This window comes from Paenibacillus lautus, from assembly GCF_050482385.1.
GTDB lineage: Bacteria > Bacillota > Bacilli > Paenibacillales > Paenibacillaceae > Paenibacillus_AQ > Paenibacillus_AQ lautus_B.
Window position 1 is genome coordinate 154184 of record NZ_JBCNHV010000022.1, and the last position, 18556, is coordinate 172739.

General features: G+C 45.7%; 17 protein-coding genes. 3 read left to right on the forward strand and 14 right to left on the reverse strand.

Annotation, left to right across the window (positions count from 1 at the left end; translation table 11 throughout):
• Positions 1-12: 12 nt before the first annotated feature.
• The gene (locus ABEW73_RS26045; protein ID WP_430163223.1) at positions 13-939 is read right to left on the reverse strand and encodes a prenyltransferase; all 927 of its coding nucleotides are present in this window, start codon (positions 937-939) and stop codon (positions 13-15) included.
• A 148-nt stretch (positions 940-1087) separates the two neighbouring features.
• The gene (locus tag ABEW73_RS26050; protein WP_430163225.1) at positions 1088-2065 is read right to left on the reverse strand and encodes a LacI family DNA-binding transcriptional regulator; all 978 of its coding nucleotides are present in this window, start codon (positions 2063-2065) and stop codon (positions 1088-1090) included.
• A 353-nt stretch (positions 2066-2418) separates the two neighbouring features.
• Between ABEW73_RS26050 and ABEW73_RS26055 the strand changes: the two genes are divergently transcribed.
• The gene (locus ABEW73_RS26055; protein ID WP_430163747.1) at positions 2419-2595 is read left to right on the forward strand and encodes a hypothetical protein; all 177 of its coding nucleotides are present in this window, start codon (positions 2419-2421) and stop codon (positions 2593-2595) included.
• A 119-nt stretch (positions 2596-2714) separates the two neighbouring features.
• Here the strand turns inward: ABEW73_RS26055 and ABEW73_RS26060 are convergent, their stop codons facing one another.
• The 5 genes from ABEW73_RS26060 to ABEW73_RS26080 all read right to left on the reverse strand — a co-directional run bounded on the left by ABEW73_RS26060 (position 2715) and on the right by ABEW73_RS26080 (position 7806).
• Positions 2715-3545 carry a phosphoenolpyruvate hydrolase family protein gene (locus ABEW73_RS26060; RefSeq protein ID WP_430163227.1) on the reverse strand — a complete coding sequence of 277 codons (831 nt, stop codon included), beginning with the start codon at positions 3543-3545 and terminating at the stop codon, positions 2715-2717.
• Positions 3546-3602: 57 nt separating this feature from the next.
• Positions 3603-4814, reverse strand: a complete 1212-nt coding sequence (locus tag ABEW73_RS26065; protein WP_430163230.1) for a Tm-1-like ATP-binding domain-containing protein — start codon at positions 4812-4814, stop codon at positions 3603-3605.
• 127 nt (positions 4815-4941) lie between these two features.
• Positions 4942-6183: a phosphoenolpyruvate hydrolase family protein gene (locus tag ABEW73_RS26070; protein ID WP_430163232.1), complete on the reverse strand. Its 1242-nt coding sequence runs from the start codon at positions 6181-6183 to the stop codon at positions 4942-4944.
• 42 nt (positions 6184-6225) lie between these two features.
• Positions 6226-6861: a pyridoxamine 5'-phosphate oxidase family protein gene (locus ABEW73_RS26075; RefSeq protein ID WP_430163728.1), complete on the reverse strand. Its 636-nt coding sequence runs from the start codon at positions 6859-6861 to the stop codon at positions 6226-6228.
• A 132-nt stretch (positions 6862-6993) separates the two neighbouring features.
• On the reverse strand, positions 6994-7806 hold the full coding sequence (locus ABEW73_RS26080; protein ID WP_430163234.1) for an undecaprenyl-diphosphate phosphatase: 813 nt from the start codon (positions 7804-7806) through the stop codon (positions 6994-6996).
• 484 nt (positions 7807-8290) lie between these two features.
• Between ABEW73_RS26080 and ABEW73_RS26085 the strand changes: the two genes are divergently transcribed.
• On the forward strand, positions 8291-9451 hold the full coding sequence (locus ABEW73_RS26085) for a PsbP-related protein (RefSeq protein WP_430163236.1): 1161 nt from the start codon (positions 8291-8293) through the stop codon (positions 9449-9451).
• A 273-nt stretch (positions 9452-9724) separates the two neighbouring features.
• Here ABEW73_RS26085 and ABEW73_RS26090 read toward each other — a convergent pair whose 3' ends face one another.
• The 4 genes from ABEW73_RS26090 to ABEW73_RS26105 form a co-directional block, all read right to left on the reverse strand.
• Positions 9725-10306 carry a hypothetical protein gene (locus ABEW73_RS26090; RefSeq protein WP_098748743.1) on the reverse strand — a complete coding sequence of 194 codons (582 nt, stop codon included), beginning with the start codon at positions 10304-10306 and terminating at the stop codon, positions 9725-9727.
• 19 nt (positions 10307-10325) lie between these two features.
• Entirely contained in the window at positions 10326-10613 is a 288-nt protein-coding gene (locus tag ABEW73_RS26095; RefSeq protein WP_430163239.1) for a hypothetical protein, read from the reverse strand.
• Positions 10614-11039: 426 nt separating this feature from the next.
• Positions 11040-12845 carry a hypothetical protein gene (locus tag ABEW73_RS26100; protein ID WP_430163242.1) on the reverse strand — a complete coding sequence of 602 codons (1806 nt, stop codon included), beginning with the start codon at positions 12843-12845 and terminating at the stop codon, positions 11040-11042.
• A 223-nt stretch (positions 12846-13068) separates the two neighbouring features.
• Entirely contained in the window at positions 13069-13677 is a 609-nt protein-coding gene (locus tag ABEW73_RS26105) for a stalk domain-containing protein (RefSeq protein ID WP_430163244.1), read from the reverse strand.
• Positions 13678-13868: 191 nt separating this feature from the next.
• Here ABEW73_RS26105 and ABEW73_RS26110 point away from each other — a divergent pair, with 191 nt between their 5' ends.
• Positions 13869-14594, forward strand: a complete 726-nt coding sequence (locus tag ABEW73_RS26110; RefSeq protein WP_430163247.1) for a stalk domain-containing protein — start codon at positions 13869-13871, stop codon at positions 14592-14594.
• 209 nt (positions 14595-14803) lie between these two features.
• Here the strand turns inward: ABEW73_RS26110 and ABEW73_RS26115 are convergent, their stop codons facing one another.
• The 3 genes from ABEW73_RS26115 to ABEW73_RS26125 form a co-directional block, all read right to left on the reverse strand.
• The gene (locus ABEW73_RS26115) at positions 14804-15946 is read right to left on the reverse strand and encodes an ROK family transcriptional regulator (protein ID WP_430163250.1); all 1143 of its coding nucleotides are present in this window, start codon (positions 15944-15946) and stop codon (positions 14804-14806) included.
• A gap of 71 nt (positions 15947-16017) precedes the next feature.
• A complete protein-coding gene (locus ABEW73_RS26120; RefSeq protein WP_430163252.1) occupies positions 16018-17604 on the reverse strand; it encodes a hypothetical protein in 1587 nt (528 codons plus the stop codon).
• Between the two features lie 56 nt (positions 17605-17660).
• Positions 17661-18548, reverse strand: coding sequence for a carbohydrate ABC transporter permease (locus ABEW73_RS26125; protein WP_430163254.1), 888 nt, complete (start codon positions 18546-18548; stop codon positions 17661-17663).
• Between the last annotated feature and the right edge of the window lie 8 nt (positions 18549-18556).

Here is an 18556-nt window from a genome sequence, read left to right on the forward strand (position 1 = left end):
TCCCCTTCTTCCTTACAAAGTCTGAATCATTCCCTGGATAAGCAATGACAGGATCAGCACGCCGCCGCAGCGCATGGTGGTCATCGTTGAGGCGCCCATCAGCGGTAAATAGGCTTCGGAACGGTTGCTGTCCTTCAGTCTTCCATAGACAAGATACAACGGAATCATCGTAAGCAGTGCAATTAATGCGTAAGGCGGGAGCGCCCCAGCCAACACACAGGCTATCAAGGATAAGCAGGCTAGCAGTAGCAGGACCCGCGAGAAGCTCAGCGCTCTTTTTTCACCCCATACCACCACCAGAGTCTTCTTGCCAGCCTGACGGTCTGCCTGCCAATGCAAAAAGTGATGATTGAACAAAATCAGCGTTGTCAGCAGCCCAATGGGCAGTGACAGCAGCAGCGCCCGAACATCCATATGTGAGGTTTGAACGTAGTATGCGCCCATCACCGGCAAAATACCAAAGGATAGCAAAATCGCAATCTCACTGAACCCCTTACCTCGATATCCGAATTGAATCGGCGGTGCGACATAGAAATAAGCGATCAGCCCTCCAAGTCCGCCGAAGATGAAAGCCCACCAGCCGCTGAACAAACTAAGGATAATGCCGCTCAGCGCCGCAATCCCGAATAGCGTCCAGGTAACAATCTCGAATTTGCGGAGCGACCAGACGCCCTTCGTAAGAAAACCGGAGTTCGTGGAGATCGCATCCACATGCTCCTGCGCTTCCGTGTCGGTTCCGTTCTTATAATCCCACAAATCGTTCACCATATTGGAGAACAGATGGGCAGCGCCGCTCCCGATCAAGGTTAATAAAAAGAGGCCTACATGAACTTCACCTGTCCATACATAAGCCCCGAGTGCTCCCAAAGCAACCGGAATCAGCATAACAGGAATTACTTTGATTCGGGAAGCTTTTTTAAACTGTTCAAGGGCATCCACTTGGTTATGCTCCTTTCCTTCTATAATACAGAATAGAACGCCTGCAGACAGCTGCAGACGTTAACGTTGTGAAACATGGAACTTTCAATAAGAATATCATAATTGTCGAACTTTGTAATCCGTTTGTTAGAACTTGGTTATGCAACCATTATACCGATGAACGTTCGATCAGCTCGAAGGCAAGCTCCTTGCGAATCGGCTCTTTCTGCTCCCCTTGAATATGCGCATACAGCATCTTGAAGGCCTCGGAGCCCATATCAAACAGCCGGTTATCAATCGTGGTGAGACCCAGCATTTTGCCGATCGGCTGGTTGTCGAATCCGATGACAGCGAGCTCTTGCGGAATGGACAGTCCTCTCTTTTCGGCTTCATAAATCAAACCCGCAGCCACGTGGTCACCCGTTACCAATAAACTACTTGGGCGTTCCTCCATAGTGGACAGCCGATCCATAACCGCCGCACCGTCTTCCAGATCGATACAGCCATCCAATATCCATTCCTGTCGGTAAGGCTCTCCGATCTCCTTAAGCACTTCTTCATACGCCACTTGGCGTGCTCTCGTGCTCGGACTGTCCAGTCTCCCCACCGTGAAGCCGATGCGTCGATGTCCCCGCTTTATCAAATATTGCATGGCACTGCGAAATGCCTCCGCATGGTTTATATATATAGAAGAAAATAATCGTTCGCCCGCATCCTGACAGCATACAATCGGTCCATAAGCGCAGTAGGCTTCGATCTGTTTTGGAGTCACGGCCGATGATAAAATAATGATGCCGTCAATCTCGCGGTTACGCAGCATCTCCAGCACTTCCACTTCCTTATCCGGCGCATAACCGGTTTGGCACAGGATCAGGCGATAGCTAGCAGCAAGCGCTTCTTGGCCGGCTCCCTCCATCAGCAAGGAGAAGTAGGCATGGTTAATAAACGGCAGCATGATGGCAATATTCATCGTCTTCCCTGTAATCAGATGAACCGCATTCATATTCCGGGCGTATTTCAGTTGTTTCATGGTCTCCAACACGCGTGTCCGCTTATCTTCTCTGACATAGGGATGGTTGTTCAGCACCCGGGATACCGTTGACACCGATACGCCTGCCAGCTTGGCAATCTCTTTAATATTAGCCACAATCCATCAAGCCCCCTTCATCCACTGGTTCCTTCCTGATACTATCATGATTGCTTTCCCTATTCAAAGAAAGGCAACCCCGGCAGCAAAAGGCAGTTGTATTCACGTGTACATAAGCTAATCTCAGCGCACTGAAAGATTACAAGATGAATGCAAAAGATGAACAACGATAAAAAGAAAACTTGATCTGGTATGCTTTTCATACTTTACACTGAGATTGGGTGGAAACCTTCATTCATTGTCAGCGTGACCGCAAGGGCGTGATGGCAAGGGCAAGGCTTCTGCCTTTTTATCATGATTCGTGAAACTTAGACCTTGTCCATAACGTTATCCTTGTCAAAAGGAGCTGATGGATGATGGAGACGTTCGGCAGAGGCTGCCTGTACTTGATCATTGGCATGGTGGTATTGCTGCTGCTTGCCCTGCTATTGGGGACGACGATTACGATCCCTTGGTTTATCTTCATTCCGCTTATCATTATTGCCTTTGCTGTAGCTGCATCCAAGAGCAAGCACAAGGATGATGATTAAGCGAAACCGCAGGTCACGTCACCGGATGCTAAATGGGTTGTTTACACCAAAAAAGACTCCCTTTCCGGGAGTCCTTTTCATTCCGTATGATTCCGATCGTTCTGTATCAGGTTACCTATTTATTTCGAGATATTCTTGAATGCCTCTGTCTGCTGCTTAATGCCAACCTCGGTGGCAAAACGCTCGATGCTGGAAGCTCCGAAGAATCCCTCGACACCCTTGGTTCTGGACAATACATACGCCGCATCCTCTGGTTCGGCAATCGGACCGCCGTGGCACAGAATCATAATGTCCGGGTTAATGGTTTTACCGGCATCGCAGATCGCTTGAATCTTTTCAACGCAATCGTCGAGTGTCAGTGCTGTTTTCGCACCTATGGTTCCTTTCGTGGTAAGGCCCATATGGGCAACCAGAACATCGGCTCCGGCTTCAGCCATCTTCTTCGCTTGATCGACATCAAACACATACGGGGTAGTCAGCATATCCAGCTCATGCGCCTTCCGGATCATCTCAACCTCCAGATCATAGCCCATTCCCGTCTCTTCCAGATTCGCCCGGAATACGCCGTCAATCAAGCCAACCGTCGGAAAGTTCTGTACGCCGGCAAAACCTTGCTCCTTAAGCTGCTTGAGGAAAATATCCATGATCCGGAACGGATCCGTGCCGCAAACACCCGCCAACACTGGCGTATGCTTCACGACCGGCAGCACCTCGTTCCCCATGTCCACCACAATCTGGTTCGCATCTCCGTAAGCCATCAGTCCAGCGAGCGAGCCGCGCCCAGCCATCCGGTAACGGCCCGAATTGTATATAATAATCAGGTCCACGCCACCGGCTTCGGCGCTCTTGGCCGATATGCCTGTCCCTGCTCCCGCTCCCAATAATACTTTACCCGCTGCTACTTCCGATTTTAATTTTGCTAACACTTCTGCTCTTGTTGTCATTGCCATGATCATGTCCTCCTTCAGTGTGAATACTTGAGTGTGGGTGTGTAACCTGCGCCAAACTTATTGCCGTTTCATCAGTTCCATCAGCTTATCGGCCGCAGCCACGGCAAAAGCTTGATCATTGATGTCGGTATTCATCTCGATCAATTCAACCGTTTTACGGTCTATGCGTTGTCTTAACGTGTCAAACAGCATCTTATCCTCTTCCGGTCCATGGAATGATTCACCTTCCACGTCGAGCATCGATACGCCCTGCAAAGGAAGCATCAGCACGGTAGGTCCTTGCGACATATTCAATTTGTCTGCAATCAACTCTCCAAGCTGCTGGTTCTCCTCAACCGTGGTCCGCATCAGCGTAACCGAGGGGTTATGCTTGTACAGATTCCGTTCCCGAAATGCCTCCGGCACGGAATCATAAGGACCGAAGTTGACCATATCCAGCGCTCCGGTTGATACCACCTGCGGTACCTTGCAGCGTCCGGCTGCTTCCAGGCGATGCGGACCAGCCGCTAAAACGCCGCCCACCAGCTCATCGCACCATTCCGTTGTCGTCAAATCCAGCACACCGTCTATATATCCGGCCTCAATGAGGCTTTCCATCGTTTGTCCGCCCGTACCTGTTGCGTGAAATACAAGCACTTCGTAACCATGCAACTCCAAATGCGCCCTGGCATAATCAATGCACGGGGTCGTAACCCCAAACATCGTTGCTGCAACCAGCGGCTTTTTATCCATTGGGGGCGCCGATTCGAACTGAACCATACCGGCAATCGCGTGAGCCGCGTTCGTGAATATTTTGGTGGAAAACGAATTCAATCCGGATACATCCACGATGGACGGGAACATGATAATGTCACTTGTCCCCACATAAGGTGCCGTATTGCCGGATGCGACCGTGGACACCATCAGTTTCGGAACGCCGATCGGCAATGCCCTCATGCCAGCTGTGACGATCGAAGTACCTCCAGTACCGCCAAATGACAGCATGGCGTCAAATTTGCCCTCCGCATACAGCTTCGGTACGATTTTTTCCATTCCTTGAGCCAATGCCTCAGTCCCTGCGGAACGATCCTTCCGAGCCGCGATCTCGCGTATATCCACACCAGCTGCCGCTGCAACTTCGATGTTGGATACATCCGGCGTGAACATCGGCTCGAACACACCGCTATGGATCATAAACGTCTTTAACCCCAAGCTCTCGATAACGGATTTAACGTATGAAAACTCGGCACCCTTCGAATCAAATGTCCCCGCAATAGCTACCGTCTTCACCGTGTTGACCTCCTCCATATCTCATCTCAGGATCGCTTGCACCCGCCCTGACAGGTCCGGCATAGGATCCCTACAAGACCATAATACAGCGCTTTCAAATAAAAAGGATCGTATCAATGTACGATCTTTATGTATATTTGTCTTTCATATGCTGACGATAGGATTGGGGAGAAGTTCCCGCGTATTTTTTGAAGGTTTTGCTGAAATGAACATAGTCAGGGTAGCCTACCAGCTCGGCTATTCTGCCCAGGGACAGCTTGCTGTGCTTCATGATTTCCTGGGCTTTGTGAATCCTGTATTTGGCTATATATTCCGGAAAGCTGCACCCCACTTCCCTGTTAAAAAGCGCGCTCAGATGCGTTCTTGAGACATGAATCCGTTCGGCCAGCTCTGTCATTGAAATCGGGCCCGCGTAATTCTCGGCAACATACTCTTTTACAAAAGCAACATAATCCAGCGGTTCTTCGAGCCGCGTCAGCTTCTTCATCAACTGCCGATCCTGCTCCAAATGCCCCATTGCCTTAAAACGATGTGTTGCATCCACAATGGCTTCTTCCGTCGGTGTTCGTTCAAAGCTTGAACCGCCTACGTAACCCATGGCTGACGTGTTATCATACATATACTGAACATCGATCGGCGTATGGACCGGACCGCCATACACCAGCTTGATCGGCCGCCTGTCCGAAGCGTCACATACTTCAAATATGTCTCTGGCGATTTCCGCCCCCTTCTCCAGCGACCATGCTTTCGTGGTGCCCATCAACCCGCCTGTCGTGACACCCAAATGGGCGCAGATGATATCGGCTCCCGCATGCAGCATCCACTTCGACTGCTCCGGAGTAAAAACAAAGGCCATCGTCAACATATCTTCCGCATGAGCAGCCCGGATGGCCTCCACCTCCTGCTGATAGGTGATGCCTTCTTCCTCCAAAGCTTCGCGGAACTGTCCATCAATCAGTCCCACGGTCGGATAGTTGATGATGCCGGCAAAACCGCTGCCGCGGATGGATGCCAAGTAATCGGGAAGCTGAATGGTTGGATCCGTTCCGCATAGACCGAAGATCACCGGTATGTCACGGACCACCGACAGGATCTCCCGCGAGCCGAAATCCATCACCATTTCATTGCCGTTCGCATAGGGCATGAAACCCGCCAGGGAGCCGAGCCCCATCTGCCGAAAACGGCCTGAATTCAGGGCCAGTATCAAATCAGCCCCGCCCTTAACCGCATATTTTGCCGAGATTCCTGCCCCTGCCGCAACGCCAATCAGTCGCTCCTGCGTCTGTATTCCTTTATGTAATTGATCTAAAATTTGTTTTCTGGTCGTTATCAAAGCAATTGGTCCCCTTATCTTCAATCTGACCGTCATTATATTGTTTCCTTATATCGCTACACCTATTATAAATGAATATCAATAGAGACGCTTGTCGTAACTGTCCTGTAATCCTTGAGTAACCGATTCCTCCGTCACACGATCTTGATTCACATGATCCGCGATGATCCGGGACGGATTCGGCAGTTGTTCGCCTGGTATCCAGGAATCGGGATTCCATGCTTGGGACCGTATAAAGGCTTTTGCGCAGTGCATATAACTTTCCTCAACCCGTACTCCGATGCCAAGCCATGGCCGTTTGCCTTGTACGCTGAGCTGCTCCAAAATGTTTTCGTCCCTGATCAGAACGGCACTGCCGTTGACTCGCAGGGTCTCCTTCAATCCCGGTATGACAAACACGATGCCGACCCTCGGGTTGGACAGGATATTGCGCAGCGAATCAAAGCGGCGATTGCCCGGACGTTCCGGAATAACCAACCAGGATTCATCCATCACATGCACAAACCCCGGTGCATCTCCCCTGGGCGAAACATCGCAATAACCGGATCCGTCCGAAGTAGCCATAAATAGCAACGGACTCTTGGCAATGAAATCTTTACAGTGATGATCCAATCGATCAATCGCTTTATGTTTGACCACGTGATTGGACTCGCCGAACAGGTCCCGAAGCTCCTCCTCCGATGTAATGATGGACTGAAAAGGACATTTTGTCATCATAACCACTCTCCTTTTAGTTACTCCTCAAACCTTCTTATATCCAATCGGATTCTGATTCTTGTCCTCTCCCAACATATGAAAAGAAGCCCCCCGCAAGTTCAAAGAACCTATGGGGAGCCCTACTCCATTCTATAAGAAGACAAGCAGTAAAATACCGACGACAAAGCAATAATAAGCGAAATATTTCAGATTCCCGCGCGCCATGATATTCATGAACCATTTCATCGCAAAATAGGTACAGATCAGTGTAGCAATGAACGCGATCAAATAAGGGATTAGCAACGAAGAAAAGTTGGGATCCGATGTGATATCCGACACGCCCAGCACCATGCCACCGAGACTTATAGGGATATACAGCATAAAGGAAAACCGAAGTGCTGTCTCCTGCTTCATCCCCACAGCGATTGACGTAATGACGGTCGAACCGGATCGGCTAATACCCGGGATCAGCGCAACCGCCTGGGCCAAACCTACGATAAGTGCATCCTTGAATGACAGGTCATTGTCCAGCTTACGGCCACGAAGATTCCGAATCAGCCAAAGGGCGACCCCCGTGAACAGCAGCGCAACGCCTACCGTACGTACAGAGGCAAATATTTCTTCAATCTGATCCTTGAACAACAGACCGATAATGACGGCTGGTATCGTACCTACAATAATATACAGAATAAACATGAAGTCGGATTTATACTCCGATTTTCGTGTGCGCAAATAACTTAGGCCGTTCACGATCAGTCTCTGCAAATCCTTGCGAAAGATAAATACAATCGCAATTAATGATGCCGTATTAGTCAGAATTTCAAACGACAGCCCGTTCTGCTCCATACCCATGAGTCTCTGCGCGACAATCAAATGACCGCTGGAGGATACCGGAATCGGCTCCGTAACCCCCTGCACGATACCCAGCAGCAAGTACTTCAACCACAAGATGAAATCTTCCATAACTCTCCTACTCTCTTTACAACATTTGTATTGCTATAAAAAATACTAGTCTATCATAGCCCAAAAAAATAGCAATAATCAAACCATGAATGAACAAAAAAGATATGTAAACAAGAGAAGCCCCTCTAACCACGGAATTAGAGGGGCTCCTAATCTATTGTTAAGAGGTGATTCCATCATAAGATATGTAGCTTAATAAAACCTTAAAGCTTCATTAGGGGGACATAAAAAGTTGTGAATCCCCCATTGATCACTATCGACACCCATTGGAGTGGCTTAATATTCATAACTAATAGTTCATTTTCCCCATTAATTTCTATAATTCTACAATATCCTTACTCTTTCGCTTTAAATATAGAAATATATACCTAGTTCTGATAGACTATTCTATAATATTCCTGTTATTACAGGTTAACAACAAGCGGAATATTTCCGTTCAAGCCAATCCCCTAGCCGATAGGGACTCAAGAAAAGAGAAGAAGAAATGAAACGCCTAGCAAAATCAACCCTGTTCATCCTGTTGTTATTGGTCATGCTAACTGCATGCAGTTCAGGGAAAGACACAACCGAAACTTCCTCCACCCCTTCAACCCCAGAAAATGAAGTGGCGAAAAACGCTGCCTCTGAAAATACGGAAAAGAATGAAGAACCTAACAAAACTCAACCATATAAGGGGGAGAATTTCTCCTTTTCCTACCCTTCGACATGGAAGGATGCAGAGCTTAACATCCCTCAAGTCATTGCGGCATTCGTAAATCCTAATCCCCAAGGAGCTTTTGTTGATAATTTAAATGTCGTTATCGAGGAATCGTCTGCTACTCCCGAAGATGCAGCTAATGTTGCCGTACAAGGTTTAACCAATGGAGATGGGGGACCATTAATACAAAACTTCAAAAAACTGAACTACATCGACGTTCCCAAAAAGGCAGCGGGGATACTGGAATCTGAATACACTCATGGAGAGTCCAACGCCCAGGTCATATTGACTCAATATTTTGTCTCAAACGGCAATGAGCTTTACACGCTCTCCATTTCCTATTCCAAGACAGCCTACGATAATGGAGGAAAAGCGATTGTCCACAACATAATGGACTCGTTCGAAATCGTTAAAGTTAGTCATCAGGTGGAAGAAGCGAATGCTAACGCTGGCAGTAATGTCGAAGGATTAACGGAAGAAAACCTTTTTGCTGAAATCATGGCTTATGTTATCCCTATTGAAATTGAAGGCGGAGCTCTAGACGAGCTCACCTATAACTATTTTGTTCAGCATTATGAGTTATTTCCAGCGCTTACCCCTAAAACTCAAAAGAGAGCGAAGGCAGAAGTCGATCCAAATATCACGTCCCGTCACCTCAACAAAAATCTGAATCCCTATTTGGACCAGATGATCGAGGTCAGTGGATACGTTGTTGATATCATTGAAGATGAAGTCGAAGAGGGTATTACCCTTGCCGAAATACACATCATCGATGATAACGATAACTCCATTATCGGTTTTTATGCCCACGCTACCGGCGATATTCTGCAAGACGATTATGTCACGATGCGAGGAGTGCCGGCAACATTTTATTCATTTGAAAATGTAAGTGGCGGAACCACGAATTCCGTTGTTATCGGTGTGTCCACGCTTGAGAAGACGGAATAGTTTGTTTCTTATATGATACTCTATTACCCTAAGCCCATTTGTGGGCTTTTCTTTTTGCATAAGGCCCCCCGAAGACATCTTTACCATTGGGAGTCGGCGATTATCACGCACAATGGCCATGGACTTCTTCTCGCTTACTAAAACATTTCCTTGTTTCTTTTATTTGTGGAATTTACTGGGCAACAAAAAAAGTAACTACCCATTAAACGCCTAGCTAGAAATTCGGGTTGGTTACTTTTTTCTAACCTATTTGAACGAGTTGCATAAAGCCCTCTACTGCAAATATTGAGATGTTTTCAATTCCGAAAAAATATTTTGTTTGTTTTCGCTTTCATCATACACATCGTCTGGATCAGTCCCATCCAAATTGAATTTACCAGCTTGCAAATTAATTACGCTGTATTGTCCATAAGTATTTTTTTTCATAAATATAATATAACTGCTGCCGCTCTTCATTTCAGTATAATCTCCAATTGCTAATTTTTCTTTACCTGACAGCGTTTGCTTCAGAGCAATGGGTTCTATTACTTTCAGGTTACTCGCGTCTTCCTCAGAGCCTTTCAAAACCTTTTCAACCTCAATCTCGGTTAACGTATAAAAATCCACAGGTATATCATTCTCAAGTGTTCTAATCGTCATTTCACGATCTTCAAAGTCCTTAATGGGCCTTCCGATAACAATCAACTGGGCATCAGAAAATAGTGCTTCTCCCGTTGAGTACCCCTTATAATCTGGGTGAGTTCTTACATCGCGAACAGAATTATAAATGGCAAAATAATAATAACAGGCTGCTGCAAGGATAATAACCAAAGCCAGTGAAAGAATTATGCTTTTCTTTTTTAGCAACATCTTCATTTCATAATCCTCCTATTTTTTAATTTCCCCATTTGTACTTTAATTCACCTTTATCATAGGTTGAAGGAGAAGTAATATTACGATTTTTAAATGTGTCGGTTCCCGCAGTCATGACTGAGGAAGCTCTTTCGGTTGAGTTAGAGATATTGGTATGAGCCAAAGCAAGTGAATGCCCTACTTCGTGTAAGGCACTATTCTTTATATTGGTGTCATTTTTCAAGCCATCTGAAGCCAGATTATTGTCGTATAATATGACAACGTAAAAAACGAGTGTTAAGTTCAGTGGAAATCCCTCCTCCAGATCCATCCCACCCACCGCAAATTTACCAACTTGCAGAATTACCATACTGTCGCAACAAAAAAGTAACCACCCATTAAACGTCTAAGTGTGTGTCTATTTTTTTCTGGACAAACTTAAAAAGCGTGCGCCGATTGAGTATCGGCACACGCTCTCTCGTAAGCAAATTCTTACGGTAATGTATGTAACTGAGTTATAAGTAAAATATTCCTGTTTACTTTTTTACTGTTTTTTTGCTTGTTACATAACCTATAAAAGAACCAGTCAAACTGACAGCATACATTACACAAAATGTATCCAAATGCTTCGTATGAAACCGAGGGTAAGAAGTATCTTAGCAAGCAGGTCCTAAGATGATTATTCCTACCGGTATTGAAAGAAGTATGGAATCAGCGAGATACATTACAAAAACACTGCAAAATCGTCAAGCGGAATTCACTTTAAGGTGTCTGACTGCACACTTTCATTCGGAACGGATGAACGAACCACCAGCACGTTGGCCGAAGTGATGCTTCCCTTATATTGGGCATAGATCTGGGTTTTTCCCGGCTTATGTCCGATCAGGTTTCCTTCCTTATCCACCTCGGCTATATCCGGATGATCACTGATGAATGTTGTTTGCCTTGTGATGTCGATTTCGTTTTGGTTAATATAGTTACGCAATATGACCTTCAAGTCGAGCATCGTGCCTTCCGCAAGCGAATACTCGTCAGAATCCAGCTTGATATAGCCAGAGACAGGTTCGAATTCGTCCGAGTCTTCCGGGAACACGGTAATGCTCAATCTGGCCGTGAAACCTTCGTAAGCTGCTTCGACATAGGTGTTCCCCGGCTCATGCCCTGTAATCCGGCCCAATGCGTCGATTTCCACGATGGCGCTGTCCGCCGATACATAATCCGCGGCGCTGGACAAATCGCTCTTTGTGCCGTCGGAATAAACCGCTTGAAGCACGGTAAAGACGCTTGTACCTGCTTTCAATTTCTTTTCCTTTTCCGTAAACGAGATGCCCGTCAGCGTACGTTCGACTGGTGGCTTGTCCGCTGAAGGTGACAGCTTCATAAGCTGGAACTTCTTAACGTCCCCCCGTACAACGGTTCCCGGAAAAATAAATCCGCCGTCAGGTGTTACCGCCGCACTTCCGACAATGTAGATGGGAGGGCCCTTAAACAATTCCCTGCTGATAAACTGGCCGTTCCCATCGACACTCAGCACATCGTATTGACTTTTCGAATCCAGACCGTTGTTAGAAATATGTTTTCCCAGCATGGCATAGCCGTTTTTTGTGCGGACAAGACGTTTGAAGAACTCAGAATTTGTCCCGTCACGATATGTTTTTTCCCATTGTTCCTGTCCGTTCAGGTCCAACTTGGTAAGTACATTCACACGATTGCGGTCGATACGTTTTTCACTGCCAATGACATAACCCCCATCTTCCGAAGCAGTAATGGAAAATGCAATCCAGCGGCTATCCGGGTCCTTGAATTGTTTCGACCAGACCTCTTTGCCCTGATCATCAATTTTGACCATCAGCATCGCATCCAGGTCTCCCGTTTCATATTCCGCCCGGCCTACGCCGCCAACGGCGATGTACCCTCCATCATTTGCCGGAATAAGGTCGTTAAACTCTACGCTGTCTGTATAATTGTATTTGTTATACCATAATGTCTCACCATTTTTATCGATCTTTAAAATATAGGCTTTTTCATAGGCAACCCAGCCTACGGACCCACTCCCGGCTATAAGAAAATCGCCGTCCTCCGTTTCGACAATGGCAGTTGGGGTACTATGAATTGTATCATCCTGTACCTTTTCCCATAATACATTGCCCGATGAATCCAGTCTGATCATATACAGCTGACCAACAATCGGTGCGTCTTCTGAATTCGTGTTACCCGCAACGAGATATCCGCCGTCCTTCGTCTCAATGACCCGGTATGCCTTACTATTCGTAGTAGGATACATAGGCTTCTGTTCCCATTCAACCTGGCCTTCCGCATCAAGCTTTAAAATGTAGGCCTTTTGATCCTTTCCAGCCTCGAAGATACCTCCAACGGCTATATAGCCGCCATCAGAAGTCGGGATCACTCCATTCCCTGCGGAGTTACTCCCGTAATCCCTGGACCATTCGACAGTTGACTGCGCCGAATCGGCAGCCGCGTGGCTTAATCCGGGCATTAATCCGAACATCAGCAGCAATCCGGCAAAACACGCCATCAATAATCGTGAATATTTTCTAGACACAATCCTACCCCCATTAGCAAATGATATTTGTGAGATTGTCAATTTCTTCAATTCCTTTTCATTATTCATTGAATTCACTGGAAATGGTATCCAACAAATCTCATAATTTTCTGATGCAATGGAACTGGTTGCCAATTTATGAGCGATGCGCACCTTGGCGATCACCATACTAAAAGAACCCCGTTAGCCTAAGCCAACAGGGTTCCTTATCGATGCGATCATATTACTTATAATGCGAAGATGGATAAACAACTGCTTTTCCTTTTACTTCAACTTCAACTTGTTTCATTCCTGTTATGTTTATTTCGATTTGTTCAGTGATGTCTTGAGAGACAAACAAGGACTTTAGCTCTTCTTTTGTGTCTTTATTCTTGATCACAACCGTTGCGTCCTTTTCGATCGCGCAGATGTCTAGGACTAACGTTTGATATTGACCTTGAGGAAAAAGGTACACACTTGGCAAAGAACCTTTAGTGAGTATAACTTCTTTAAAATCCCCAGTGTATGCATCGTCTCTAGTTAATGCAGCATCGTAGTACTTCACCTGTTCATTCAAAATAGGCGTTTCCTTTAATTTCTCACCGATATGTACTGTCCCTTTAGCTTTGTCAATCGTTATGTTGGTTTTAGTTGCTTCTTTAACGGTACTTACCGGCAGATAATACTGACCATTTACCAAAATTGGTTTCCCAGAATGGCTCCATGCTTTCCCGTTTAGAACATACTTAAAGTTCTGGATCGTTCCCTTGATTTGTGGAGCTGCTGCATACACGGCAGTACCTCCCAACATCAATAGTGCAGTCATTGCTAAAACAATTTTCTTTTTCTTCATTCCTCTTTCTTCCTCCCCTTCTGTGATTTTCCTAAACCATTAAATTATCGGACATTATATAGGAATAATCAATAGATAAAAGAAGGGATACGGAATAGAATGGGCAAATTGTTAATGTAACTGCTATAAAGTTATATCCAGATTTTGCCGTAATAAGTGTTATACTTGACAAAAAAAAGGAGTTGTATCACTTGAAGAAATCGTTTGTTAAAACTATGACCACTCTAGCACTTGGCATGATGATTGGATCGGCAACAATTGCAGCTGCAGCACCCGGTACAATTCAAGCAGTTTTATCAAAATTCACGATTATCGTAGATGGACAAAAACAAAATCTCAAATCTGATCCGATTATATACAAGGGTACAACCTACCTTCCGGTTCGTGAGGTTGCTGAAATGCTAAACGCTGAGTTATCTTCTTTTGATAACAAGGCTAAGAGAATAGAATTGAAGACTGGATCACAAACACCAACAAATCCCCAAGTAAATTCCAATCAAAGCAATGCACCACAGACACCACTAACACTCAAACTTAATGAAACCGCTACTCGAGGTGATATGACACTAAAAGTTAACAGTGTAAGCTATACAAACTTCATCCCGTCTGGACCTGGATCGACATCGGGTATGATTGCTGATAAAGGAAACAAGTTCGCTGTTATTGAATTTGAAGCCACGCTAAACGAAGAGCCGACAAACCAATTTGCATGGAGTGCATTAGATTTTTTTGATAGCGCTACTATTGGTGGCAAGAAGATCAGTTCGGCTACTTCTTATGACCATACCAATCTACTAAAAGGGGAGACAAAAACGATTCAAGTTACGCTCAACCTTCCAGAAAATATGGATATCAGTTCTATCACCTTTAGAGATCCAAGTAAAAATTCGATTTTCGGAACGATCAATCTTAAATAAACGATGCCAAGTGCGGCTCCCCGGATACCGATATTCGGGCCGCCCACGCCAGAAACGCGACCTTTTGTGATTCTATATATAGAAAAGAGACCCCTCAAGGTCTCTTTTTCATTTTTTAAACTTGCGAATAAACTGAACCGCTTTGGAAATATCATGTTTCGGATTTGATAACCGGTACTTTCAGGACAGTTTACTTGTAAAGTCAATGGTCAAGTTAACGAAATCTTACCTTTGAACAGCTGATGCAACACCATCGTGGTTACGCCGATCACATAATTTCTTTTGCCTAAGCTCGCAGGGGTAACCCAATTCGAGTCATATAAACCATCCACCGCAAATTGGGCTAGATGATCGTGAATCTTCTGAATGCATTTCGGTGATGTCATGAACCACCCGTCCAAAATGGTCTTTTGCGGGCCAAACAGGTTCATCATGACCGCAACCGCCCTGCTCAAAAACAGCAGGCTTCGATTCATCATCGTCTCAATCCAAACTTCCCCGCGTTCATACGCTTGTACAACTTCTTCTATGGTTTGAGGTTCAGGGCAGCCATGCTTGGCTGCCCTTTTCCGCGCCTGCTCCAGCACAGAGGTACTGTTAAACCAATTATCATGCAGTAGGGCGACCTCGCCTGCTCTTCCTTTGTACCCCGAATAGACCTGACCATTCACGATAAACCGGGCTCCGACGCCTTCATATATCCATACATATAGCACGTTCTTAACGCTAGGACTCGTCTCCAGATAATATTCCGCAAATGCAGCGGCATTAGTGTCGTTCATGACGTAAATAGGCAGATTATAATAACGAGACTGAAGCAGCCTGATAATCTCAAAATCCTTCAGATTCAGATAACGCGCGTACGATATTGTCCCGCTACCCTCATCAACAATACCCGGAGAAGCAATGCCGATTCCTTTGATTTGGGAGAAGTCACTGATACCCGCAATTCGGACAATCTCGCTGATACAGTGAAATATCGCCTGCAGAACCTGGTCATTTCCTTTTACGGCCGAAACTGTAAGCTCAGCGACAATTTCACTGTGGAAATTGGACAATGTGCAGTAAAATGTGTTGTTTCCCAAACCGACCGAAATGACAAACCCTTTATCTTTGCTAATCTCCAGCGATATGGCCTTGCGCCCCGCACCAACCGATGACTTCTCGCCCGATTCGACAATGTATCCTTCAGCAATCAGCTCATCAACCAGGGAGGACACGGTCGTAGCGCTCAGCTGCGTAACCTTTGCGATATCCGCGCGCGACATCGCTTTTTCCCTATGAAGTAAGCTTAAGATGGTCGCTCGGTTGATTTCTTTCATTAGATATACGTTACCTCTAATATGTTTCATGCATGTACCTTTCTCCAGGGTAATGTGTTCTCTAGAAAAAGAAACCCCCTAGTTTCCATTGTTCTTATCCATTACTTCATTAATTCTTTATTCGCCTCATACGCTTTGTTCTGGATAGCTTCCAGTTCATCAAAACGCATGGATCTCACTTTCTCAACGAATGCTTCAAATTGGGATAACGGCTCCTGCCCGATAATAAACTTGCTAATCATCTCATTCACATAGGTATCGATCTGCGTTTTGATCTCCGTACTCGTCTCAAAATCATCTTCGGTATACTTCAAGGCAGGTACCGGATCCCGGAAATAGTTTTGTTCGACGTAATAGAACAGTTGCTTAGCAGCATCCTCGCTCACCGCAGCAGCTTTCTCATAACGTGCATCTTGACGGAAACCGATCCATGGCTGCGCTCCGATTCTACTTAATGCCTTCGCGGCCCCGTCCGGGTTTTTCATAATCTTGTCGGTATATTTGAGCGTTCCATCGGATTCCTTCGTATATGTATCGCCCTCAACTCCGAAGTTAAATAGCAGTTGGCCTTCGTCACTGTAAGCATACTCGAAAATTTCCATTGTTTTGTCGACGTGCTCGTTCTGGCTGCTGATGGCCCAAGCAACAGGCACCACGATTTGCTGCTGCCTGCTCGTAAGTGGTTTGTCGCCTTTGTTCATGACTGGAGGAGGCGTAACCTGGAAATTAAATCCTTTAATATTCTCGACTTCAGGTCTCGCATTGAAGCTTGCCACATATCCAACCCAATGACTGGTTGCACCGACTTTATCATTGAAAACCATCGAAGTATAGTCTTTATCTTGTCTGGACAGGATCTCTTGATCAAACAATCCTTCGCTGTACCATTTGTTCATCGTAGTAAGAAATTCCTTGGCGCGCGGATCGATTGGCGTATAGATCATCTTGCCGTTTTCCTCCATCCAGCGGCCATCCTCGTTCAAGTCAATGCCCCAAGCATCGGCAAAGTTTAAATAAAAAGTGCCGGCAGTAGAAAACGGTACTTCATCCTTCGGATCACCGTTTCCGTTGGCATCCTTCTCTTTGAACGCTTTTAAAGTATTATACCAATCATCCATCGTTTCCGGTACTGGCAGGTTCAAGCGATCCAACCAGTCTTGACGAATCAAGGGGCCTTCGGATGTACGAACCGCAGACAACATCGGAACTCCGTAAATATTGCCATCTGCATTAACAATCTGGGATTTGGCAATTTTGTCGTCTACTAAATATTTTTGCAGATTGGGCTTATCTTTAATCAGATCGTTCAGCGGGATGAACACGCCCTGCGGACCGTATTTGTTAAAGTTGCTAGGTGCATCCGCGACGATATCCGGATACTCATTGGAAGAAATCATAAGCGGAAATTTGTCACGCATCGTTTTGGCATCACCTGTAATAAAATCAAATTCCACGTTAAATTTTTTTCCGATTTCCTTCCATACCAGTGTTTCGTTGGTGTACATTTCATCCGTTGCCCGGCTCGCAATAAAGATCGATAATTTCACCGGTTGATCATCACCGCTCGTATTATCTGACGGCGACGATTCTCCCTTTGACGCTCCGCCTCCGCATGCCGATGTCAGAAGAGCCATAATGATTACAATGATTAATAAGGATATCCCATTCTTTCTCCATTGTCTGTTCATTCTTACGACCTCCACTTTGGATTATTCAATTTACGCACATCGCTATTTCAAATCTACTAACTCTTAACGGCGCCGATCATCACCCCTTTCACGAAATACTTTTGCAGAAACGGATAGGCCATAATAATCGGCAAAGCAGTAATCACGATAGCCGCATATTGAATGGTGATCGGCAGAACTCCGGAACTTTGGACTAGCGCCTTCTCCATTTCCTTATCAAATGAGCTGTCGCGGATTATTCGGACCAATAGCACCTGAACCGGCATAAATTGCTCCTTGCTGAGCAATATCAATTCCCAGAAAAAGGAGTTCCATTTGCCGACCGCATAATACAAGCCGATGGCTGCAAGAACCGGTTTGGACAGAGGCAGTGCCATTTGCAGGAATATTCTGATATCGCTGGCACCGTCGATTTTGGCCGATTCCTCAATCTCTTTGGGAAGACTCTCAAAATAGGTCCGTACAATGATGATATAGAACGTGGAAATAGCTGCGTAAAGCAAGATACCCATTCGGGAATTGAGCAAATGAAGATCTCTCATGACCATATAAAATGGAATCATTCCGCCACCGAACCATAAGGGAATCGCCAAAAAGATGGCGGCAAAATTGCGCAGCTTCCAATTTTTCCTTGACAGTGGATAGGCCGCCAGCGTCGTCAGCAGTAAGCTGAGAAATGTCCCCACCACCGTGTAGTAAATCGTATTTCCATAGGCCACGATCATTCCCTTGTAATTCAAAACCGTCTCATAAGCTGACCAATTGATTCCTTTTGGCCAGAGAAGCACTTCATTTCGCATCACACTGTCCGTGTCGCTGATAGAAACAGATAGAATATAAATGAATGGGTAGAGCATCACGATACAAGTGACGATAATAAACAGATAGATGAATACAAAATAAATGACGTCACTGGCGTCCACTCTTTTTTTGGTCTTAAACATGTTCTCTC